At 66.5% G+C, this 21,255-nt stretch carries 19 protein-coding genes; 5 read left to right on the top strand and 14 right to left on the bottom strand.

Going from position 1 to position 21,255, the window contains the following annotated elements; genetic code table 11:
• The 9 genes from AC07Z7_RS14970 to AC07Z7_RS15010 all read right to left on the bottom strand — a co-directional run.
• On the bottom strand, positions 1-239 hold a 239-nt coding region (locus tag AC07Z7_RS14970), incomplete at its 3' end, for a twin-arginine translocation signal domain-containing protein (RefSeq protein ID WP_494766710.1).
• Positions 240-301: 62 nt separating this feature from the next.
• Positions 302-1,567 (bottom strand): TRAP transporter large permease, encoded by a 1,266-nt coding sequence (locus AC07Z7_RS14975; RefSeq protein WP_494766711.1) that lies wholly within the window; start codon positions 1,565-1,567, stop codon positions 302-304.
• A 14-nt stretch (positions 1,568-1,581) separates the two neighbouring features.
• The gene (locus tag AC07Z7_RS14980) at positions 1,582-2,217 is read right to left on the bottom strand and encodes a TRAP transporter small permease (protein WP_494766712.1); all 636 of its coding nucleotides are present in this window, start codon (positions 2,215-2,217) and stop codon (positions 1,582-1,584) included.
• A 96-nt stretch (positions 2,218-2,313) separates the two neighbouring features.
• Positions 2,314-3,645 carry an FAD-dependent oxidoreductase gene (locus AC07Z7_RS14985; protein WP_494766753.1) on the bottom strand — a complete coding sequence of 444 codons (1,332 nt, stop codon included), beginning with the start codon at positions 3,643-3,645 and terminating at the stop codon, positions 2,314-2,316.
• Positions 3,642-3,932: a 2Fe-2S iron-sulfur cluster-binding protein gene (locus AC07Z7_RS14990; protein ID WP_494766713.1), complete on the bottom strand. Its 291-nt coding sequence runs from the start codon at positions 3,930-3,932 to the stop codon at positions 3,642-3,644. The genes AC07Z7_RS14985 and AC07Z7_RS14990 overlap by 4 nt, the downstream gene beginning before the upstream one ends.
• Positions 3,929-5,044: an NAD(P)/FAD-dependent oxidoreductase gene (locus AC07Z7_RS14995; RefSeq protein WP_494766714.1), complete on the bottom strand. Its 1,116-nt coding sequence runs from the start codon at positions 5,042-5,044 to the stop codon at positions 3,929-3,931. Before AC07Z7_RS14995 ends, AC07Z7_RS14990 begins: the two co-directional genes overlap by 4 nt.
• A gap of 28 nt (positions 5,045-5,072) precedes the next feature.
• A complete protein-coding gene (locus AC07Z7_RS15000; protein WP_494766715.1) occupies positions 5,073-6,008 on the bottom strand; it encodes a 4-hydroxyproline epimerase in 936 nt (311 codons plus the stop codon).
• A 34-nt stretch (positions 6,009-6,042) separates the two neighbouring features.
• Positions 6,043-7,194, bottom strand: a complete 1,152-nt coding sequence (locus AC07Z7_RS15005) for a branched-chain amino acid ABC transporter substrate-binding protein (protein ID WP_094290688.1) — start codon at positions 7,192-7,194, stop codon at positions 6,043-6,045.
• A 75-nt stretch (positions 7,195-7,269) separates the two neighbouring features.
• Entirely contained in the window at positions 7,270-8,187 is a 918-nt protein-coding gene (locus tag AC07Z7_RS15010; protein WP_494766716.1) for a dihydrodipicolinate synthase family protein, read from the bottom strand.
• 300 nt (positions 8,188-8,487) lie between these two features.
• On the opposite strand from AC07Z7_RS15010, the gene alaS reads away from it, so the two are divergent.
• Together alaS and AC07Z7_RS15020 are read left to right on the top strand one after the other, a co-directional pair.
• Positions 8,488-11,118, top strand: a complete 2,631-nt coding sequence (gene alaS, locus AC07Z7_RS15015) for an alanine--tRNA ligase (protein WP_494766717.1) — start codon at positions 8,488-8,490, stop codon at positions 11,116-11,118.
• Between the two features lie 92 nt (positions 11,119-11,210).
• Positions 11,211-14,195: an HD domain-containing phosphohydrolase gene (locus AC07Z7_RS15020; RefSeq protein ID WP_494766718.1), complete on the top strand. Its 2,985-nt coding sequence runs from the start codon at positions 11,211-11,213 to the stop codon at positions 14,193-14,195.
• Positions 14,196-14,247: 52 nt separating this feature from the next.
• On the opposite strand, the gene AC07Z7_RS15025 is transcribed toward AC07Z7_RS15020, so the two are convergent.
• From AC07Z7_RS15025 to AC07Z7_RS15045, 5 genes are all read right to left on the bottom strand, one after another.
• Positions 14,248-15,303 (bottom strand): GGDEF domain-containing protein, encoded by a 1,056-nt coding sequence (locus AC07Z7_RS15025; RefSeq protein WP_094290691.1) that lies wholly within the window; start codon positions 15,301-15,303, stop codon positions 14,248-14,250.
• 44 nt (positions 15,304-15,347) lie between these two features.
• The gene (gene trmB / locus AC07Z7_RS15030; RefSeq protein WP_494766719.1) at positions 15,348-16,109 is read right to left on the bottom strand and encodes a tRNA (guanosine(46)-N7)-methyltransferase TrmB; all 762 of its coding nucleotides are present in this window, start codon (positions 16,107-16,109) and stop codon (positions 15,348-15,350) included.
• Complete coding sequence (gene gluQRS / locus AC07Z7_RS15035; protein ID WP_494766720.1) at positions 16,106-17,086, bottom strand: tRNA glutamyl-Q(34) synthetase GluQRS; 981 nt, start codon at positions 17,084-17,086, stop codon at positions 16,106-16,108. Before gluQRS ends, trmB begins: the two co-directional genes overlap by 4 nt.
• Positions 17,083-18,225, bottom strand: coding sequence for an NAD(P)/FAD-dependent oxidoreductase (locus tag AC07Z7_RS15040; protein WP_494766721.1), 1,143 nt, complete (start codon positions 18,223-18,225; stop codon positions 17,083-17,085). The genes gluQRS and AC07Z7_RS15040 overlap by 4 nt, the downstream gene beginning before the upstream one ends.
• A gap of 97 nt (positions 18,226-18,322) precedes the next feature.
• Entirely contained in the window at positions 18,323-19,261 is a 939-nt protein-coding gene (locus AC07Z7_RS15045) for a LysR family transcriptional regulator (RefSeq protein ID WP_494766722.1), read from the bottom strand.
• A gap of 105 nt (positions 19,262-19,366) precedes the next feature.
• Between AC07Z7_RS15045 and AC07Z7_RS15050 the strand changes: the two genes are divergently transcribed.
• From AC07Z7_RS15050 to AC07Z7_RS15060, 3 genes are all read left to right on the top strand, one after another.
• Positions 19,367-20,068: a pirin family protein gene (locus tag AC07Z7_RS15050; RefSeq protein WP_494766723.1), complete on the top strand. Its 702-nt coding sequence runs from the start codon at positions 19,367-19,369 to the stop codon at positions 20,066-20,068.
• Positions 20,069-20,108: 40 nt separating this feature from the next.
• On the top strand, positions 20,109-20,522 hold the full coding sequence (locus AC07Z7_RS15055) for a DoxX family protein (RefSeq protein ID WP_094290696.1): 414 nt from the start codon (positions 20,109-20,111) through the stop codon (positions 20,520-20,522).
• Between the two features lie 120 nt (positions 20,523-20,642).
• Positions 20,643-21,197: a flavodoxin family protein gene (locus AC07Z7_RS15060; protein WP_094290697.1), complete on the top strand. Its 555-nt coding sequence runs from the start codon at positions 20,643-20,645 to the stop codon at positions 21,195-21,197.
• Positions 21,198-21,255: the final 58 nt, after the last annotated feature.

Below are 21,255 nucleotides of genomic sequence, written 5' to 3' on the forward strand. Positions count from 1 at the left end.
GAGTGGAAGACCGTGACGCTCAGGCGGCCATCGGTTTCCTTCTTCAGCGCCTCGCCAAACTGCAGCGCAGCGCGGTTCCACGAATGGCCTGCGGGCGTGATCAGGCCCAGGCGGAACTCCTTGGCGTCGGCAGCCCGCGCCAGGGCCGGAAAGCCCAGCCCCGTGACGGCGGCTGCGGCCACGGCGTGGCGCTGGATGAAGTGGCGACGGGAGACTGGGCGGGCGGGCTGGGTCGTCATGATGAACTCCGTGAGTGAAAGAACGTTGGGAGGGGGACGGATCTGTCGTACGGCATGCCCTGCTACTTGAGCAGGCCGAGCGACAGGCAGGGGAACAGCGACAACATCACCAGCGCCACACAGCTGATGATGAAAAACGGGAGGGTGACGATGAACATCTTTCCGGGCTTGGCGCCGGTAACGGCCGATGCCACAAAGAAGCTCAGGCCCACGGGCGGCGACATCAGGCCCAGCACCAGGTTGATGACCACCACCACGCCGAAGTGGCGCGGGTCGATGTGATAAACCTCGGTGGCAATGGGCAGCAGGATGGGCACGGTCATGATGAGCCCGGGGATGCCGTCGATGACGGTGCCGATCACCAGCAGGATCACATTTGCCAACAGCAGGAAGGTGACCGGGTCGTGCGCCACGGTCTGCACCCAGGCGGCCACCATCTGCGGCACCTTGCCGTAGATCAGCAGCCACGAGAACACGGCCGCTGCTGCCACCAGGAACAGCACCACGGCCGAGTAGATGGCCGAGCGCAGCAGGATGCGCGGCAGCGCGTTGAAGCGGAACTCCTTGGTGACAAACCGCCCCACCAGGGCCGAGGCCACGGCGCCCACGGCGGCCGATTCGGTGGGGTTGGCAATGCCGCTCAGGATGGAGCCCACGATGACAATCGGGATCAGCAGCGTGGGGCTGGCCTGCGCGGCGGTGCGCGCGCGCTGGGCCAGCGTGCGCTTTTCGCTGCGGGGGTAGTCGTAGACAAACCCCATGAGCGCGATCACGACAAAGAACAGCAGCGTGAGCAGGACGCCGGGCAGAATGCCCGCAATCAGCATGTCGCCCACGGCCACCTGGGCCAGCACGCTGAACACCACAAACATCACCGAGGGCGGGATGATGGGGCCGAGCATGCCGCCGTACACCGTGAGCCCGGCGGCAAAGGTCTTGTCGTAGCCCTGCTTCTCCATCTCGGGCACCATCACCTGCGACATGATGGCCACCTGCGCGGTGGCCGAGCCGATGATGGACGACACCAGCATGTTGGCGAGGATGTTGACGTAGGCGAGCCCCCCCTTGACCGAGCCGATGAAGGCCATGGCCAGGTCCACCAGGCGGCGCGTGATGCCGCCGCTGTTCATGATCTCGCCGATCAGGATGAACAGCGGGATGGCGATGAGGCCGTAGCTGTCCACCCCGCCGAACATCTGCACGGGGAAGGACTGGAACAACACCGGGCTGTTGATGCTGAGGATGTACACGATGCCTGCCAGGCACAGGCATACCCCGATGGGCACGCCCACCATCAGCACGGCGAGGAAGAAAAGGGTGGTGAGCATGGGGGCCTCGGAGGTCAGTTCACGGCGTCGGCGTTGACCACGTCGAAGCCCGGGTGCTGCACGCGTTCAGCGGCGCCCAGGTCTTCGAGCAGGTTGGCCAGCGCATGCACGGTGAAGGTGGCTGAAAACAGCGGCAGGATGAGCTGCAGCACCCAGGTGGGCCAGTTCAGCGTCTGCGTGCGCTCGGTGTACAAAAAGTTGAAGCGTTCGGCCGCAAACTCCTTGGCATCAAAGCCATGGCGCGCAATGCCCACCGGGTCCATCCACACCCAGCACATCACCAGCATGGCTACTCCAAAGACCAGCACACCCAACATGGCCACCACCTTGGCGGCTCGGACGCTGCGCGGGCCCAGGTGGTCGGTGAGCAGGCCCACGGCAAAGTCCATGCGCAGCCGCGTCATCACCGAGGCCCCCACAAAAGTCAGCCATACCACGGTGTAGACCGCTGCTTCGTCCACCCAGTAGATGGGCATGCCTGAGTAGCGTGTGCCGACGTTGAACAGGATGAGCAGCACCAGCAGCGTCATGAGGCCGGTGAGTACATATCGCTCGACGCGCAGGATGTGCGAGGACAGCGCCAGCACCCAGCGAACAGGGGTACGCGGCGTGGCAGCAAGCGGTGGGGTGGGGCTGTGGGATGAGGGCATGGGGCGATGTGCAGTTTTTAATATCCGGTTGATATATTTATAAGCAAGATAGGTGCCTGCGTGCTGTGCCTGGTGATCCCGTGCGTGGTGCGCTCGTCAGGCAGGCGGCGCGCCAGCGGCTTCGAGCGTGGGCTTGTCGCTGGCTGCCAGCGTGGCGATGCGCGCAGGCGCCAGCAGATGCCGGGGCGCGGCAGGTGTCCAGCCAAACAGGTGCTGCGTGGCCGCGCCGCAAACACGGCCCTGGCAGGCGCCCATGCCACAGCGGGTGTGCAGCTTGGCGTCGATCCACCCCTGGCGCGGGGCCAGATCGGCATAGGCCACGTCTTCGCAGCGGCACACCAGGGTGTCGGGGCGGGGTAGGGCCTTGAGCTGTTCGTTCAGCACAAACGAGGTCTGCAGCGCCTGGGCAAAATCTTCCCAGCGCGCGAGTTGCGTGCGCATTGCATGTGCCTGTTGCACGTGGCCTGCCGCGATATGGCCCGCGATCGCGCCTTGCACCAGGGCCCGCTCACTGCCGCCAAAGCCCGTGCTTTCCCCTGCAGCCAACACACCTGCCACCGAGGTGCGCATCTGCGCGTCCACCACCAGGCCCAGGCCATCACTCAGTGGTCCGCCCAGCGCACAACCAAGTAGCCGGCCCAGCTGGGTGTTGGGCACCAGACCAAAGCCGCAGGCGATGCGGTCGCAGGCGATGGTTTCTTCTGCGTGCGTGCCCTTGCGCAGCCGCACGGACTGCACCTGGGTGGTGCCTTGTGCCTCCAGCACATGGGTGTTGGCACGCAAACCAGTATTCAGCAGCGTGAGGGCCTGCAGCGCCTTGGCAGGCCAGCGCGGCAGCTGCGCCGCAAAGCCCGCCAGTGCGGCCCAGGAGGCCTGCTCGGCAATGCGCACTACGGTGGCGCCCGCTTGCGTGGCGGTGGCGGCGGCCGCCAGCAGCAGCGGGCCGGTGCCAGCAATCACGATGCGCTGGCCGCGCACATCCAGCCCCGCCTTGATGAGGGCCTGCAGTGCACCCGCGCCCGTCACGCCGGGCAAGGTCCAGCCGGGGAAGGGCAGCAGCAGCTCGCGTGCGCCGGTGCACAGGATGATGCGGTGGCTGTGCTGGGTCCATCCCCGGTCGGCGTCTTCCAGCAGCAGGGTGGGGGCCTTGTCGGTGGGCTGGCGTGCGCCCAGGCCCACCACCCGGGTGCCGGTCAGCACGCGGATGTTGGCGTGCTTGGCCAGGGCCGCGCGGTGCTGCTGCGCCAGCGGCGGCAGGGCCACCTGTGGGCCATCGCGCCAGATCTGTCCGCCGGGCTGGGGGTTGTCGTCCACGACGGTGATGACTGCACCGCTGGGTGCGGCGGCCAGGGCTGCGGCCATGCCCGCCGGGCCTGCGCCGATGATGAGGATGTCGCAGCGTTCGTGCATGGGGGTGGGGCGATTCATGGGCATGGCGTAGCGCTCCCGGGGGCCATACCTGCATCGGTGTCGATGGCCATGCCGTCGGCGCACACCGTCTGGCAGGCCAGGCGGATGCGGCCGTGGATGCGTACGCGGCATTCGTGGCACACGCCCATGCCACACAGCGGTGCGCGCGCATGGCCGGTGACGGAGGTGCGGGTGGTGCCCGGCGGTTGTTGCGCCAGCGCGGCGGCCACGCTGGTGCCCGCTGGCACTTGCCGGGGGACTCCGTTCACGACGATCTGCACGGTGGTGGTTGCCGGGCGCGTCATGCAGCACCCCGCAAATCAAAACGTTGCGCCGCGTAGGGCCTGGGGTCGATGGGCGGCGTGCTTCCGGTGATCTGTGCCGCCAGCAGTTGTGCGGTGGCGGGTGCCGTGGTCACGCCCAACCCTTCATGTCCTACCGCCAGCCACAGGTGGGGGCGCTCGGGGTGCGGGCCGATGATGGGCAGACTGTCGGGCGTGGCGGCGCGAAACCCTGTCCAGGTGCGGATCGCGTTCAGGTCCGCCAGGCCGGGCAGGTACATCAGTGCGCGTTGGAGCATGCGCGCCAGCACGGCGTGGTTGACGGCCGCGTCGGTGGTGTCGAACTCGCGCGACGAGCCGATCAACAACTGCCCCGTGGGCCGGGGCTGCACATTGAAGGCCACCGAGGTGCCATCGCTGTGGTGGGCGCTGGTGATGTAGCCCAGTTCCACCAATTGGTGGTGCACGGTGCCCGGGTAACGGTCGGTGATGACGAGGTGGCCCTTTTTGGGGCGCAGCGGTAGGCCGGGGCACAGCTGCGGGGCCTGGATGCCGCTGGTCAGCACGATGGCGCCCGCGCTGCGCTGGCTGCCATCGCGCAAGGTGACGGTGTGGCCGTCGATCTGCGTGGCTTCGGCCTGTTCGACCACCACGGTTCCATGCGCTGCGGCCTGGGCCACCAACCACTGGGCGGCACGCGGGGCATAAACCACGCTATCGCCATTCACCTTCAGCGCGCCCGCCAGGCCGGGGCGCAGCGCGGGTTCTGCGCGGGCGAGGGCGGTGGCATCCAGCATCTCGCAAATCACGCCTTGTGCTTGCAAGGTGGAACGCTTGGCGTGTGCGGCCTGCAGTTCTTCTTCATTGGCTGCGATCCACAGCGTGCCGCAGACGGTGAAGGCGCAGCCCGCATCCATCTGCGGTGCCCAGGCGTGCCAGAGGTCCAGCGACGATTTGCTGAGTGCCAGCTCAGCCGGGTTGTCATCCATCACCACCAGATGGCCCATGCCCGCCGCCGTGGCACCGCCCAGGCGCGCATCGATGATTCGCACCGACAGCCCGGCCTGCACGAGCGCATGGGCACAGGCCGCGCCGACGATGCCAGCGCCAATCACAAGGACATCGGTGGTTTGCATGGGGCCTGTGGGGATGGAAAGAGGCGCTTTACAGCCGGATGCCCCAGCCGAAGGGGTCTGCGTCGTCGATCAGCAAGGTTGCTTCTGCGCTCATGTAGGCGCGGCCACGCAGCGTGGGGACCAGCTTGCCATCGTCCTGCAGCGTGTAGCTGGCCTCGAACTGGCTGCCAATGATGCTGGCCTGGCGCCAGATGGCACCGGGTGCCAGCTTGCCATCGGCGGCCAGGCAGGCAATCTTGGCGCTGGTGCCGGTGCCGCAGGGGGAGCGGTCGTAGGCCTTGCCGGGGCACAGTACGTAGTTGCGGCTGTCGGCATTGTCGTCGTCCGCAAAGAGTTCGATGTGGTCGATCTCGCCACCGTTGTCGCCGCGAATGCCCTGGTCCTTCAGGGCCTGCTGCACGGCGCAGCTGTAGTGCATCAGGGCCTCCAGGTTGTCGCTGGCCACGCGCTGGCCGTGGTCCGAGATCAAAAAGAACCAGTTGCCGCCCCAGGCCACATCACCCACTACGCGCCCGTAGCCGGGCACATCCACCGCCAGCTGGTGGTGCAGGCGATAGGCGGGCACATTGCGCACGCTGACTGATCCATCGGTGTGCAGTGTCGTGGTGACCGTGCCCACGGGCGTTTCGATGCGGTGTTCGCCAGGCTGGATGCGGCCCATGTAGGCCAGCGATGCGACCAGGCCAATCGTGCCGTGGCCACACATGCCCAGGTAACCGCTGTTGTTGAAGAAGATCACGCCTGCCGCGTTGGCAGGGTCTTGCGGTGCGCAGAGCAGCCCGCCCACCACCACGTCGCTACCGCGCGGCTCCAGCACGGTAGCGGCGCGCCAGGCATCGTGCTCGCGCGCCAGGCGCTCGCGCCGCTCGGCCATGGTGCCAGTGCCCAGGTCCGGAAAACCGCCAATGACAAGCCGGGTCGGCTCGCCGCCGGTGTGGGAGTCAAGGATCTGGATGCGTTTCATGGAGTTGTTTCAGGGGTAAGGGCTGAGAACGGGGTCAGTAACTTGCGAGGGGCACGGGCGCAGCGTTGCGGAAGGTCAGCACCGTGATGGGCGCCTGCTTGAGGTTGCCCTTGTCATCGTAGGCGTAGGTGCCCGCCACGCCCTGGTGGCTGGATTGGAGCATCTGTGCGCCCACCTTGGCGGGCTGGGTGGAGTTGGCCTTTTGCATCGCGTCGGCCATGAACATCACCTGATCGTAGTAGGAGGCGGCATACGCGTCGGCATCCAGCTTGAAGCGCGCCTTGTACTTGGCCTTGAAGGCCGGGCCGTTGGCCACCTTGTCGAGCATGGTGCCGCCCTGGGCGCAGAACACAGTGTCGTTCACGGCCTCGCCGCCGAGCTTCCCTACCTCGGGGCTGCACAGGGTGTCGCCGCCCAGCAGCTTGGCGGTAAGGCCGAGTTGCTTCATCTGCCGTGCCATGGGCGCGGCCTGGGGCGCATAGCCGCCAAAGAAGATGGCCTGCGGCTGCTTGGCCTTGAGGCTGGTGAGGATGGAGAGGAAGTCCGTGGACTTGTCGGTGGTGAACTCCTGGCCCACCACCGTGAGGCCCTGCTTCTTGGCCTCCTTGGTGAACTGGTCGGCCACGCCCTGGCCGAAGGCGGTGCGGTCGTCGATCACGGCCACCTGTTTGACCTTGAGCACCTGCGCGGCATACACGGCCATGTTGGAGCCAATCTGCGTGTCGCTGGCGATGATGCGGAACAGGTTCTTGTAGCCGCCTTCCGTCACCTTGGGGTTGGTGCCCACGGTGGACACCATGGCGCCGCCGTCGTTGTAGACCCGGGACGCGGGGATGGCCACGCCCGAGCAATAAGGCCCCATGACGAACTTCACGCCGCTGTCCACCAGTTTCTGGGCCACGCTCACGCCAGTGCGCGCATCACATTGGTCGTCTTCCGACACGAGTTCGAATTTCAGCGTCTTGCCCTCGACCACGATCTTTTTCGCGTTGAGTTCCTCGACGGCCAGGCGCACGCCGTTCTCGTTGTCCTTGCCCGCGAAGGCGTTGGGGCCCGAGAGCGGGCCGCTGTGGCCGATCTTGATGACCTGCTCTTGCGCGCTGGCCTGGTGGGCGTGGCCCGCCAGAAGTAGGGCCGCAATGGCAGCGGGCGTGAGCGTCCGAAATCCGAAAGATGCACGTGTCATGGAAAACCTCTTGTGTGTGCGTGATGGAAAGGGCCGGTGTCTCGTCCGGCCCGGTGACGGAAATGGCGGGGCGTGTCAGGCGACGGACTGGTACTGGGTCGGGCGGGTTTCGAGCGCCTGGCGGACCACACGCTCGACAAATGCGCGCTCTTCGCCCACCAGCGGCAGACGGGGGCGGCGCATGTGCTCGGTGCCTACGCCCACGAGCACGTCGATCAGCTTGAGGTTCTGCACCAGCTTGTTCGACACATCCAGGTGCAGCATCGGCGTCATCCACTGGTACAGCGGCAGCGCTTCGGCAAATTTTCCGGCCTTCATCAGGTCATACAACGCAACCGTTTCGCGCGGGAAGGCGCAGCCCACGCCCGCCAGCAGGCCGTCGCAGCCCAGCGCCAGACCTTCGTAGGCCAGGTCGTCCACGCCCAGGAAGAGCTGGTAGCGGTTGCCCACGGTGTTGCGCAGGTCGGTGATGCGGCGGATGTCGCCTGTGCTTTCCTTGATGGCGGCGATCCATTCGCAATCGGCCAGCTCCAGCATGTGCTCGGGCTTCAGGTCCACGCGATAGGCGACGGGGTTGTTGTAGACCATCAGCGGGCGCTGGGCGGCTGCGGCCATGGCGCGCACATTGGCCATGGCCTCGCGCGCATCGGCTACGTAAATCACCGAGGGCATGACCATGTAGCCCGCCACGCCGAGCTTGTTGGCACCGTCGATGTAGCGCAGCGCTTCGCGGGTGCTGGTTTCGGACACATTGGCCAGCACGGGCACGCGGCCGTCGGCGGCTTCGAGGGCGATCTTTGCTACCTGGAGCTTTTCTTCCAGGCTCAGGGTGCTGGCTTCGCCCAGCGAGCCGCAGGTGACCAGGCCGTGGATGCCGTTGCGGATCTGGAAGTCGATGTGGCGGGCCGTGCCTTCGGCATCGATCGACTCGTCAGCGTGGAACTTGGTGGTGATGGCGGGGAAGATGCCTTGCCAGCGGGGTTGGGGATTCATGGGAACGTGCTCCGGGGTGGGTGATGAACTTCAGTATGTTGTAAATATATTAAAGAAATATTTGAAATGCAGTGGGCGTTTTCATCTTTTTGCAAAGTGCGTGCGGGCCATGCCTGACGGCAGGCATCCGCGAGTGGGGCGGATGGGGTGGGGGCGGGCACAGGCCGTAAGCCAGGCGGTGTCGCTCCCCAGCCACGGGCTGCGAGGCGCCAAACCTATAATGAAAGGTTGGTCCCGCTGGGCCGTCCGCAGGCATCGGCCTGCACGGCGCCCCACCGTGTGAAACCACTCCACCACACCATGAGCAGCACACCCACTTTTTCTGTCGCCGACATCCGCAAGTCCTTCCTGGACTTCTTCGTCTCCAAGGGCCACACCGTTGTGGCATCGAGCCCCCTGGTGCCGGGCAACGACCCCACGCTGATGTTCACCAATTCGGGCATGGTGCAGTTCAAGGACGTGTTCCTGGGCACCGACAAGCGCCCTTACAACCGGGCCGTGTCCGTGCAGGCCTGCCTGCGTGCCGGTGGCAAGCACAACGACCTGGAAAACGTGGGCTACACCGCGCGCCACCACACCTTCTTTGAAATGCTGGGCAACTGGTCGTTTGGCGACTACTTCAAGCGCGAATCGCTCAAATGGGCGTGGGAACTGCTCACCACGGTCTACAAGCTGCCGCCCGAGCGCCTGCTGGCCACCGTGTACCTGGAAGATGACGAGGCCTACGACATCTGGACCAAGGAAATCGGCCTGCCGCCCGAGCGCGTGATCCGTATCGGCGACAACAAGGGTGGCCGCTACAAGTCCGACAACTTCTGGATGATGGCTGACACCGGCCCCTGCGGCCCCTGCAGCGAAATCTTCTACGACCACGGTCCGCACATTGCTGGCGGCCCTCCTGGCAGCCCCGATGAAGACGGCGACCGTTTCATCGAGATCTGGAACAACGTGTTCATGCAGTTCGACATGGCCGAAGACGGCTCGGTCACGCCGCTGCCCGCACCCTGCGTGGACACCGGCATGGGCCTGGAGCGTCTGGCCGCCATCCTGCAGCATGTGCACAGCAACTACGAGATCGACCTGTTTGACACGTTGATCAAGGCTGCCGCGCGCGAGACCGGTGTGACCGACCTCAACAACAAGAGCCTGCGCGTGATTGCCGACCACATCCGCGCCACCGCCTTCCTGGTGAGCGACGGCGTGATCCCCAGCAACGAAGGCCGGGGCTATGTGCAGCGCCGCATCGTGCGCCGCGCCATCCGCCACGGCTACAAGCTGGGCAAGAAGACGCCGTTCTTCCACAAGCTGGTGGCCGACCTGGTGCGTGTGATGGGTGACGCCTATCCCTCCATCCGCGAGCAGGAGCAGCGCATCACCGATGTGCTCAAGACCGAGGAAGAGCGCTTCTTTGAAACGCTGGCCAACGGTATGGAAATTCTGGATGCCGCGCTGGAAGGCGGCGCCAAGGTGCTGCCCGGCGATGTGGCCTTCAAGCTGCACGACACCTACGGCTTCCCGCTCGACCTGACCAACGACGTGTGCCGTGAGCGCGACGTGGAAGTGGACGAGGCTGGTTTCAAGACCGCCATGGAGAAGCAAAAGGCCCAGGCCCGCGCCGCTGGCAAGTTCAAGATGGACAAGGCGCTGGAGTACACCGGCGTGGCCAACCAGTTCACCGGCTACGAGCACCTGGCTGAGACTGCAAAAATCGTAGCAATCTATGTAGATGGGACGAGCGTAGCGGCACTGAAAGCCGGTCAAAACGGAGTGCTGGTGCTCGACACCACCCCGTTCTACGCCGAAAGCGGCGGTCAGGTGGGTGACGAAGGCACCATCACCAGTGGTTCGGCCCGCTTTGCGGTGGGCGACACGCTCAAGATCAAGGCCGATGTGTACGGCCACCACGGCACGCTGGAAGAGGGCACGCTGAACGTGGGCGACACGGTGCAGGCCCAGGTGAACACGGCAGTGCGTGCCGCCACCATGCGCAACCACTCGGTCACGCACATCATGCACAAGGCGCTGCGCGAAGTGCTGGGCAGCCACGTGCAGCAAAAGGGCAGCCTGGTCAATGCTGACCGCACGCGTTTCGACTTCACGCACAACGGTGCAGTCGCGGCCGCAGAGATCCGCGAGATCGAGCGCCGGGTCAACGAAGAAATTCTGGCCAATCAGCCCACGCAGGCCCGTGTGATGGACATCGAGTCCGCCCAGAAGACCGGCGCCATGATGCTGTTTGGCGAGAAGTACGGCGAAACCGTGCGCGTGCTCGACATCGGTACCAGCCGCGAACTGTGCGGCGGCACCCACGTGCAGCGCACGGGCGACATCGGCCTGTTCAAGGTGGTGGGTGAGGGCGGCGTGGCTGCGGGCATCCGCCGCATCGAGGCCGTTACGGGCGCCAACGCGCTGGCCTATCTGCAGAACCTGGAAGACACAGTGAACCAGGCCGCCAGCACCCTCAAGGCGCCCGTGGCCGAACTCAACGGTCGCATCAGCCAGGCGCTGGACAACGCCCGCGCTCTGGAAAAGGAAGTGGCGGCCTTGAAGGGCAAGCTGGCCTCCAGCCAGGGCGACGAGCTGGTGAACCAGGCCGTGGAGGTGAAGGGCCTCAAGGTTCTGGCCGCCGCGCTGCCCGGCGCAGACGCCAAGACCCTGCGCGACACCATGGACAAGCTCAAGGACAAGCTCAAGACCGCTGCCATCGTGCTGGCTGCCGTGGATGGCGACAAGGTGCAGATCGCTGCCGGCGTCACGGCCGACAGCGTGGGCAAGCTCAAGGCCGGAGAACTGGTCAACTTTGTGGCCCAGCAAGTGGGTGGCAAAGGCGGCGGCAAGCCCGACATGGCGATGGCGGGCGGCACCGATGCCTCCAAGCTGCCTGCGGCGCTGGCCTCGGTGACCGGCTGGGTCACGCAGCAGCTGGGTTGATCCCCGGCGCCACCCCGGCGGCGCTGGCTGCCTGGGTGGTGTTGCGAAAAAGGGGATGACGCGCGACGGGCTTTCCCCCTACATTCAGCCGCATGGACGACACCATGCGCGAAAGCCCGCCAGCGCCCAAGCCCACCGTGCCTGACGACTCGCCGACCCTGCTCACTCAGGGCGCGGCGGCCGACCTGCCTTGGTGGCGGCGCATCACGGTGCCGTTCGAGGTGTTGATCGCCTCCGTGGTGGTCTCGGCCATGCTGCTGCTTACGGCGCTGCTGGTCTACCAGGTGAGCACCAGCGCGCGCCAGGCCATCATTGCAGCGTCCGACGACAGTGCGCAGCACATCAGCCAGCTGGTGGCCGAGCGGGTGCAGCGCATCGTGGACCCGGCCGATGCAGCCATCCGCCTGCTGGCGTTCGACCCCATTGCCTCGGCCACCTCGCTGCCCGCACGTATGCGCCGCCTGCCGGTGCTGGCGCGCCTGCTGGAGCAGAACCCGCTGCTCTCGGCCGTATTCATCGGCTATCCCGATGGCCAGTTTTTGCTGGTGCGCCCCGTGCGCGACGAAGCCATGCGCCTGCGGCTGGATGCGCCCCGCGAGACGGCCTTTCTGGTGCAGTCCATGGCGCGCGAGCGGGGTGTGAGCGGCATGGTGGGGCGCTGGAGCTACTACGACGCTGCGCTGCGCCAGATTGATTCCTCCGTGCGGCCCGAGTACCGCTATGACCCGCGCACCCGGCCCTGGTATGCCGAGGCGGCTGAAAAGAACACCCAGATCCTGACGGCACCCTATGTTTTCTTCACCACGCAGGAAGTGGGCGTCACGCTGAGCCAGCCCAGCGAAGACGGGCGGGCGGTGATTGGTCTGGATGTGGCGCTGACCGATCTGGGGCGCGAGATTGCCGGGCTGCGCCTGATGCCCCGCACCGAAATTGCCGTGGTGGACAAGGACCTGCGCGTGCTGGCCTACCCGGACATGTCCCGCGTGATCATGCGCGATGGCGCGACGTCTGGCCTGCGCTTGCGCACGCTGGGCGACCTGGGGGTGAGCAGCCTGCAGGCCATGCAAGGGCCCGGGCTGCAAAGCGGAAAGTCGCAGCGCCTGGTGGCCGATGGCGAGGAGTGGCTGACCCGTGCCCTGCCGCTCGAATCCATGCGCTGGCGGGGGCTGCAGATCCTGATGGCCATTCCCACCCAGGCGCTGCTGGCCGATGTGAACGAGAACCTGCGGCGCCAGGTGTGGCTGTCGGTGTCGCTCATCGGGCTCATGCTGCCCGTGGGCTGGCTGGCCGGGCGGCGCGTGGGGCGCAGCCTGTTTGGCCTGGCGTCACAGGCGCGGGCGCTGGCGCGGTTCGACTTCCGGCGGGCGGCCCGCCCGCTGTCGCCCGTGCGCGAAGTGCGTGACCTGGGGCAGGTGATGGACCGCATGTCGGACACCATCCAGGAGTTTCTTCACATCACCCACCACATCAGCGCCGAATCGCGCACCGACCTGATGTTGTCGAGCGTGCTGTACGAGCTGGTGCGTGCCACCAGCTGTACGGGCGGCGCGGTCTACATGGTGGAAGCCCAGCGTGCGGGCCTGCTGCGCACAGCCCGCTACTGCGAAGACCCTGAGCAGCAGTCACGCTTTCCCGAGCACCTGGCGATGGTGCACTTCATCAACCATACCCAGGCACAGGAAGGTGACCAGCACGAAGACGATGACGACGCCGAACCCGTGCGTGTGCTGCGCGTGCAGCTGCGCACGCGGGATGGGCAGCCCCTGGGGCTGCTGGTGCTGCGGTATGTGGCCGATGCATTGCAGGACGATGCGCACTTCCGCGCCTTTGTCGAGAAGCTCTCGGGCACGCTGTCGGTGGCGATTGAAACGCGCAACCTGATTGAAGGTCAGAAGAAGCTGCTGGACGCCGTGATCCGCCTGCTGGCCGACGCCATCGACGCCAAGAGCCCCTACACCGGCGGGCACTGCGAGCGCGTGCCGCAGCTGGCCGAGTCGCTGATGCAGCGCATGTGTGAGGCCGACGAGGGGCCTTTTGCCCAGGTGAGCATGACCGATGCCGAGCGCTACGAGTTCCGCCTGGGCGCCTGGCTGCACGATTGCGGCAAGGTCACCAGCCCCGAGCACATCATCGACAAGGCCACCAAGCTGGAGACGCTCTACAACCGCATCCACGAGGTGCGCATGCGCTTCGAGGTGCTGTGGCGCGATGCCGAGCTGGACTACTGGAAGCAGCAGGTTGCGGGGGTGGACCCGGTGCGCCTGCAGCGCGAGCTGTTGCAGCGGCGCGAGCAATTGCATCAGGACTTTGCCTTTGTGGCCCGCTGCAACGTGGGCGGCGAATTCATGGCCGAGGCCGACATCGCCCGCCTCAAGGCCATTGGCCGCCAGGTGTGGCAGCGGCATTTTGACGACCGCCTGGGCTTGTCGGCCGCCGAGATGCTGCGGTTGGCCAACGTGCCAGCGCGCCCGCTGCCTGCCAATGAACCCCTGCTGGCCGACCGTCCGGAGCACATCGTGCCCTGGGGGGCACGCAAGCCGCCGGTGGAGGCGGGCAACCCCGCCAACCGCTGGGGCTTTGACATGGTGCTGCCGCCGCAGGAGGCCCACCTGGGCGAGCTGCACAACCTGTCGATCCAGCGCGGCACGCTCACGTCAGAGGATCGCTTCAAGATCAACGACCACATCGTGCAGACCATCATCATGCTCAGCGGCCTGCCGTTTCCACCGCACCTGGCGCGGGTGCCGATGATTGCGGGCTCGCACCACGAAAAGCTGGATGGCACGGGCTACCCGCGGCGCCTGAAGGCCGCCGAGCTGACCCTGGCCGACCGGGTGATGACCCTGGCCGACATCTTCGAGGCGCTGACGGCGGCCGACCGCCCCTACAAGCCGCCCAAGACCTTGTCCGAGTCGCTCAAGATCATGACCCACATGGTGCGCGACCGGCACATCGATGCCGAGGTGTTCCGGTTTTTCCTCACCAGTGGGGTGTGGCGCGAGTATGCCGAGCAGTTCCTCGCGCCTGCGCAGCGCGATGTGGTGGATGTGGACGCCATCCTGGCGTCGCTGGCCTGATCCATCCCGGCGGGGGCTTCGTCAGCTGTGGGCAGGCGAGGGGCCGGCCGCTTCAGAACAGTTCGACGTCGTCGTTGGCAACCTTGGCCGCAAGGTGGCCGTTGGCCACCAGGTCGTCGTAAAAGCAGACCTGATTGCGGCCGTGCTCCTTGGCGTAGTAAAGCGCCTGGTCGGCCTGGCCGAGGATTTCGACTGGCGAGCCCTTGGTGGTGCAGACAAAACCCAGGCTCACAGTGACCCGGCCCACCTGCGGAAAGTTGTATTCCTGCACCGCCAGCCGGAAGCGGTTGAACACCTTGTGGGCCGTGCTCAGCGTGGTGGAGCGCAGCAGCACCACAAACTCCTCGCCGCCAAAGCGGAAGATGCGGTCGTGGCTGCGGAACGAGCTGCGCAGGATGTTGGCGATCAGGATCAGCACCTCGTCGCCATACAGGTGACCGAAACGGTCGTTGACCTGCTTGAAATGGTCGATGTCCACCACAGCCAGCCATTGCTGCACAGGCTCGTGTTCATTGGCTACCGGGCTTTCGTCGGCCACCAGCGATTCGTTGGCGGCGCTGGTGCGGCTGGCCAGCCCGCTCATGGTGTGGCGCGAGAACTGCTCGTCAAACGTCTTGCGGTTGAACAGCCCGGTCAGCGCATCGCGCTCGCTGTAGTCAAGCAGGCTCTGGTAGTTCTGGTAGACCTGGAACACACCCATGAGCACATCCAGCTTGTGGGCCGAGAAGGGCCGCGACTGCGTGATCTCCAGGCAGGTGCTGACCTTGTCATGCATCCACACCGGCAGCCACAGCACATACCGGCCCTTGCGCGGCGAGGCCAGGGCGCTTTCGCCATGGGTGTCCACGCAGCCGCGCAGCGCGGGGTAGTTGTCCAGCGGCTCGCGGCGGGGGTCTGCGGCGGCCTCCGAGTCGGTGGAAACCAGCTGGCCGTTGTCCACCCAGGTGCGCGGGCGCACGTAGGGCACGCCTGCATCGGTAAAAAGCTCCAGGGCCCGCACCTCGGTGATGCTGCTGAGCTTTTGCAGCGTGGACAGCACCGACACCTCCAGCCGCAGGTGGTCGCGGTGGCCAGTCATCTCCACCAGGTTTTGCAGGATGGGTTTCATAGGCGGTGTTTGGCGGGCCGGTCGGGGCATGGTGGCTGGTGCTGCTACTGGTTGCGTCGCACGAACACCACGTCCCACACCCCATGTCCGAGCCGCAGGCCGCGGTTCTCGAACTTGGTGAGAGGGCGGTAGTCGGGCTGCGGCGCAAAGCCAGCGGCGGTGTTCTGGAGCAGGGGCTCGGCGCTCAGCACCTGCAGCATCTGCTCTGCGTAAGGTTGCCAGTCGGTGGCGCAATGCAGGTAGCCACCGGGTTTGAGGCGGGCGGCCAGCTTGGCCACCAGCGGGGGTTGGATCAGGCGGCGCTTGTTGTGCTTCTTCTTGTGCCAGGGGTCGGGGAAGAAGATGTGCACGCCGTCGAGAACGCCGTGCGGCAGCATGTGGTCGATGACCTCCACGGCGTCGTGCTGCAGGATGCGGATGTTGGTCAGCTCCTGCTCGCCGATGCGCTTGAGCAGCGCACCTACGCCGGGCTCGTGCACTTCGCAGCACAAAAAGTTGTCGTCCGGGCGCACGCGGGCGATGTGGGCCGTGGCCTCGCCCATGCCAAAGCCGATTTCGAGCACCAGCGGGGCGCTGCGGCCAAAGGTGGCCGTGGCGTCCAGCGGGGCGGGGGCATAGGGCAGAACAAAACGGGGACCAAAGTCTTCAAAGGCCTTGGCCTGGCCGGTGGTGGTGCGGCCTGCACGGCGCACAAAGCTCTTGATGGTCTTGGGGTGGGTCACGCCCGCAGGCGCTGCACCAGGGGCGGAGGGAGCGGCAGCGGGTGCTGCGCTCGCGGGGGCGGAAGCAAGGGTCGGTTCAATCACGGTGAGCCATTGTAGTGACGTCGCCACGCCGCAACCCACCGTGTTAGTGCGTCCCCCAGGTGATTGTTGTGCAGATGTTCCAGTGCGGGCAGGCCCAGCACCTGGGCCGCTTGCGCGAGGGCCTGCAACGGGTCGGCGAGGTCCAGCGCGCGCGCGCCGTTCTGCTTGGAGAGCTTCTCGCCATTGGCGCCATGCACTAGTGGGGTGTGCAGGTAGCGGGGCGTGGGCACGCCCAGGGCCTGCTGCAGCAGGATCTGGCGCGGGGTGTTGTCTGCCAGGTCCTCGCCGCGCACCACGTCGGTGATGCCCTGGGCTGCGTCGTCCACCACCACGGCCAGCTGGTAGGCCCAGAGCCCGTCGGCCCGGTGCAGCACAAAGTCGCCCACGCTGCGGGCCACGTCCTGCTGCTGCGGGCCCAGGCGGCGGTCATGCCAGTGAAGAGTGTTGTTTGCTATTGAGTTGATAGCTGGTAGGGCATATCCATCGGGCGGGAGGGGCTGTTTTTGCTTGAAATCGGTGGCATTGAAGCGCCACGAGCGCCCGGTGCGCCCCTGCAGCCCGTGGCGGCAGGTGCCGGGGTAGGGCAGCGCGGCATGGCGTTCGCGCGCATGGCCCAGGGCGGCCTGGGCGTCTTCGATGTCTTTGCGCGAGCAGGCGCAGGGGTAGGCGTGGCCCTGGGCCACCAGCTGGTCCAGCGCGCGCTGGTAGTGGGCAGAACGTGCAGACTGCCACTCGGGCGGGGCGTCGGGCACGAGTCCGCAGGTGGCGAGCTGCTGCAGGATGAACTGGTCGGCGCCCGGCACACAGCGGGGGGGGTCCACGTCTTCGATGCGCACCAGCCAATGGCCGCCGTGGGCCCGCGCGTCCAGCCAGCTGGCCAGGGCCGCGACCAGCGAGCCCGCATGCAGCGGGCCGGTGGGCGAGGGGGCAAAGCGTCCGATGTACCGAGCGGCCCGGTGGGCCGCGCTCTCCGTCATGCCACCGCGAGTGCCAGCTCCAGGCCCGACACAAAGGCGTCTTCCACACGGTGCCCCAGGCACCAGTCGCCGCAGGCGCCCAGGCCCATGGCGGTGTCCCACAGGTGGGTTTTGCCCAGGGGGTGGGTGGTCTGTGCATAGCGCCAGCGGCGCGTGTCGGCATGGGCCGGGGTGGCACGGATGCCGGTGACTTCGGCAAAGGCCTTGAGCAGCTTGGCCTGCACGCGGGCTTCGTCGTCTTCGAGGTGCTCGGCCGACCAGGCGGGGCTGGCCTGCACCGTCCAGCGCTCGACCACATTGCGGCCGGGCTTGGACGATTCGCGCGCCAGCCAGGCAATGCGGTGGTGGGTGCTGCGCGCCGCGTTCCACTGCGGGCCGAGCGTGGTCAGGCCCGGACGCACGGCCTGGGGGTAGGCCAGCATGAGCGTCCAGCAGGGGGCAATGGCCACCTTGGAGAGGGCGTCGGTCAGGGGCGTGTCCACAGCCGAGCTGGCCAGTAGTGCCTGCGCGGGCACGGCGGGCTGGGCCAGCAGCACGGCGTCAAAACCGGCATACACATGCTGGCTGCCACCGGGCCCTTCGGTGCGCAGTTGCCAGCCGGGGGTGTTCAGGGGGTCGGGTTCGATGCGCGTGACGCGGGTGTTGGTGAGGAGCTGCCCAGCCAGGCGCAGTGGCTCGGCCCAGGTGCCCACCAGGGCCTGCATGCCGGGGCTGGCCACCCAGTGCGCCTCGCGGTGGGGCAGGCCTGCAGCGGCCACGCGGCCTGCGGCGTCCAGCACCTGCACAGAGTTGGCGCTCCAGCGCTTGCATATGCCGGGCACGGTGTCGATGGCGCGGGCAAAGCGCGGATCGCGCACGGTGAAATACTGGGCCCCGGCATCAAAGTTGCCAAACGGGGTGTCGATGGTGGCAGTGCGGCCACCGGCCTGGGAGGATTTCTCGAACACCGTCACGCGGTGCCCGGCCTGCACCAGGGTGCGGGCACAGGCAATGCCCGCCATGCCGGCGCCGATGATGGCGAAGTGGCGCTGGGGTTTGCCAGATGGGGTGGTAGGGGCTGCGGGGGCCGCAACGGGGGCGGAGGTCGGGGCGCTGGTGCGTCGGAGCCGTTTGGCGGGGCGAGGATCGGGTGTGCTCATGGGAGGCCTTTCGGTGACGGTCGGCAGATGAAATGCAGTACAGAACCAACGGTGACCACTCTACACGCGCGGCTGGGTCATAGGCGCTTGATCGGGATCAGAAATGATGGTGGTTTTCCAGCAGAGCACGGCGTGTGGCGGGGCTTTGCAGCTGGTTCAGCCACCACTGCAGTGCCCTGCCGGGCGCGGTGAAGCCCGGGCCGCCCCAGGCGTAGTGCACCCGCACGTTGCGCTCGGGCCGGGCCACGCGGCGCGCCACCAGACGGCCGGCCTCCACATAGGGGCGCACCATGGGCTCGGGCAGAAAGCCGCCGCCCAGGCCACGCAGCTGTACCTGCACCTTGGCCTGCATGGTGTCCACCGTGAGCACATCCTGCCCGCCCAGCAGGCCCATGGTGGCGCCGCCGCGCGTGGCCGAGTCGGCCACGGCCACGGCCCGGTGCTCCAGCAGGGTGGCGTCGGAGATGGGTTCGGGCGCAGTGGCCAGCGGGTGGTGCGGCGCCACCACGTAGATGAACAGCACATCCCCCAGCAAGGCCTGCTGCAGGCCCGCCACGTTGTTGCCCGCCACCGAGACACCAATCGCCAGGTCGGCACGGCCTGAGGTGAGGGCTTCCAGCGTGCCGGTCATGATGCCGTCGCGCAGCTTCAGCCGTGTGGGTGGCTGCATGGCATAGAAGGCGTCCACCAGCTCCAGCATGGTGTGGGGCGAGACGATGCCGTCGATGGACAGCGTGAGCTGCGGCTCCCAGCCCGTGGCCACGCGGCGCACGCGATGGGCCACGGCGTCGATGTCCTGCAGCAGGCGCGCGCCTTCGCGCAGCAGCTCCACCCCCGCTTCGGTGGGGCGGGCCTGGCGCGCGCTGCGGTCGAACAGCAGCACGTCCAGCGCGTCTTCAATCTGCCGCACGCGGTAGGTGAGGGCACTGGGCACCAGGCCCAGCTGCCGTGCGGCGGCGGCAAAGCTGCCCGCCTCGGCAATCACCTGCAGCATGGTCAGCGCATCGGGGGTGAGGACATCGCGGGTGTTTTGCATGGTGGTGCCATGTTAATTCAGATTATTTGAACATTGCCATCAATTCACCTGCCCCCGCAGGCAGGCTTGCAGTCCTACAGTCGAGTCTTCAAAGGAGCCATCACCATGCTGACTGTTCGTAAATCGCAAGACCGGGGCCACGCCGACCATGGCTGGCTCAATTCCTTCCATAGCTTCTCGTTTGCCGGGTACTACGACCCCGCCCACATGGGCTTTGGCAACCTGCGCGTCATCAACGAAGACCGCATTGCGCCGGGTACCGGGTTTGGCACCCATGGCCACCGCGACATGGAAATCATCAGCTACGTGCTGTCGGGCGAACTGGCCCACAAGGACAGCATGGGCAACATCAAGGGCATCCCACCCGGCGACGTGCAGCGCATGAGTGCGGGCACGGGCGTGCAGCACAGCGAGTTCAACCACGCTGTCGGCCAGACCACGCATTTCCTGCAGATCTGGATCGAGCCCAATGTGCGCGGCATTCCGCCGAGCTACGAGCAAAAGACCTTTGCCGAGGCTGAAAAGCGCGGCGCATTGCGCCTGGTGGCATCGCCCGACGGCGCCCAGGGCTCGGTCAAGATCCATGCCGATGCGGCCCTGTATGCAGGCTTGCTGAGTGGCTCGGAATCCGCCACGCTGGCGCTCAACCCCGCCCGCAAAACCTATGTGCACCTGGTGCGCGGCGCACTGACCGCCAACGGCCAGGCCCTGTCGGGCGGCGATGCGCTGCTGATGGAAAAGGAAACCACCTTGTCGTTGACCGATGGCCACGACGCCGAGGTGCTGGTGTTTGACCTGGCCGCCTGATTCTTACTTCGTAACCACTTTCACTCAGGAGTTCTTCACCATGTTCACATCCCTGCAAAACCCCCTGGCCCTGGCATCGCGCCTGCTGCTGGCCGCCCTGTTCCTGCCTGCGGGCATCAGCAAGCTCACCGGCTTTGCCGGTACCGTGGGCTACATCACGTCCGTGGGCCTGCCCATGCCCACGGTGGCGGCCGCCATTGCGGCAGCGGTGGAGGTGCTGGGCAGCCTGGCGCTGATCTTTGGCGTGGGCACCCGGTTTGCCGCGCTGGCTCTGGCCTTCTTCACGCTGGTGGCCAGCTTCTTCTTCCACGCCTACTGGAACCTGCCCGCCGACAAGCAGATGATGCAGCAGCTCATGTTCTTCAAGAACGTGGGCGTGACCGGCGGCCTGCTGGCCCTGGCTGCGTTTGGCGCGGGCGCCTGGAGCCTGGACGCACGCCGTGCAGGCCGCTGATCCGGCGCGTGTGAATGAATGGGCCTGCAGCCCGCAGGGCTGCAGGTTCTGGCATCCAATCCGCCCTGGTTAGTTTTTTTGTCTTTCGTCGTTCCCCATCGTTTCAACAGGAGTTTTCTCATGGCACAGATCGCAGTTGTCTATCACTCGGGTTACGGTCATACACAACGCCTGGCGCAAGCCGTGGCCGAGGGCGCAGGCGCCCAGCTGGTTGCCATTGATGCCGAGGGCAACCTGCCCGAAGGCGGCTGGGAGACGCTGGCGGCCGCCAGCGCCATCATCTTTGGCTCGCCCACCTACATGGCCGGCCCCAGCTGGCAGTTCAAGAAGTTTGCCGATGCCTCGTCCAAGCCCTGGTTCAGCCAGGCCTGGAAGGACAAGCTGTTCGCAGGCTTCACCAACAGCGCCAGCACCAATGGCGACAAGCAGATCACGCTGGACTACATGTTCCACCTGGCCATGCAGCACGGCGGCATCTGGGTAGGCAACGGCATGATGCCTGCCAACTCCAAGGCAGCCACGCGCAACGATGTGAACTGGATCGGCTCGTTCAGCGGCGCCATGGCGCAGTCGCCGTCCGATGCCTCGGCTGCCGAGATGTTCCCCGGCGACCTGGAGACGGGCAAGCAGTTCGGCCAGCGCGTGGCCGACGTGGCCCGCCGACTCGACCGTTAAGGTCCAGCCCACTTTTGGCGCTACAGTGGCGCGCCCCAGCACAACCAGGAGAACACCC

Source organism: Acidovorax sp. GW101-11A03, from assembly GCF_059424825.1.

Excerpts from the sequence above, each read along its gene's own strand:
- AC07Z7_RS15050 (WP_494766723.1), top strand. The coding sequence starts at position 19,367 with ATGCTGACTGTTCGTAAATCGCAAGACCGGGGCCACGCCGACCATGGC.
- AC07Z7_RS14995 (WP_494766714.1), bottom strand. The coding sequence starts at position 5,044 with ATGCAAACCACCGATGTCCTTGTGATTGGCGCTGGCATCGTCGGCGCG.
- AC07Z7_RS14990 (WP_494766713.1), bottom strand. The coding sequence starts at position 3,932 with ATGACGCGCCCGGCAACCACCACCGTGCAGATCGTCGTGAACGGAGTC.
- AC07Z7_RS15010 (WP_494766716.1), bottom strand. The coding sequence starts at position 8,187 with ATGAATCCCCAACCCCGCTGGCAAGGCATCTTCCCCGCCATCACCACC.
- AC07Z7_RS15000 (WP_494766715.1), bottom strand. The coding sequence starts at position 6,008 with ATGAAACGCATCCAGATCCTTGACTCCCACACCGGCGGCGAGCCGACC.
- AC07Z7_RS15025 (WP_094290691.1), bottom strand. The coding sequence starts at position 15,303 with ATGAAACCCATCCTGCAAAACCTGGTGGAGATGACTGGCCACCGCGAC.
- AC07Z7_RS14985 (WP_494766753.1), bottom strand. The coding sequence starts at position 3,645 with ATGAATCGCCCCACCCCCATGCACGAACGCTGCGACATCCTCATCATC.
- gluQRS (WP_494766720.1), bottom strand. The coding sequence starts at position 17,086 with ATGACGGAGAGCGCGGCCCACCGGGCCGCTCGGTACATCGGACGCTTT.
- AC07Z7_RS15040 (WP_494766721.1), bottom strand. The coding sequence starts at position 18,225 with ATGAGCACACCCGATCCTCGCCCCGCCAAACGGCTCCGACGCACCAGC.
- AC07Z7_RS15020 (WP_494766718.1), top strand. The coding sequence starts at position 11,211 with ATGGACGACACCATGCGCGAAAGCCCGCCAGCGCCCAAGCCCACCGTG.
- AC07Z7_RS14975 (WP_494766711.1), bottom strand. The coding sequence starts at position 1,567 with ATGCTCACCACCCTTTTCTTCCTCGCCGTGCTGATGGTGGGCGTGCCC.
- AC07Z7_RS15055 (WP_094290696.1), top strand. The coding sequence starts at position 20,109 with ATGTTCACATCCCTGCAAAACCCCCTGGCCCTGGCATCGCGCCTGCTG.
- alaS (WP_494766717.1), top strand. The coding sequence starts at position 8,488 with ATGAGCAGCACACCCACTTTTTCTGTCGCCGACATCCGCAAGTCCTTC.
- AC07Z7_RS15060 (WP_094290697.1), top strand. The coding sequence starts at position 20,643 with ATGGCACAGATCGCAGTTGTCTATCACTCGGGTTACGGTCATACACAA.
- AC07Z7_RS14980 (WP_494766712.1), bottom strand. The coding sequence starts at position 2,217 with ATGCCCTCATCCCACAGCCCCACCCCACCGCTTGCTGCCACGCCGCGT.
- AC07Z7_RS15005 (WP_094290688.1), bottom strand. The coding sequence starts at position 7,194 with ATGACACGTGCATCTTTCGGATTTCGGACGCTCACGCCCGCTGCCATT.
- AC07Z7_RS15045 (WP_494766722.1), bottom strand. The coding sequence starts at position 19,261 with ATGCAAAACACCCGCGATGTCCTCACCCCCGATGCGCTGACCATGCTG.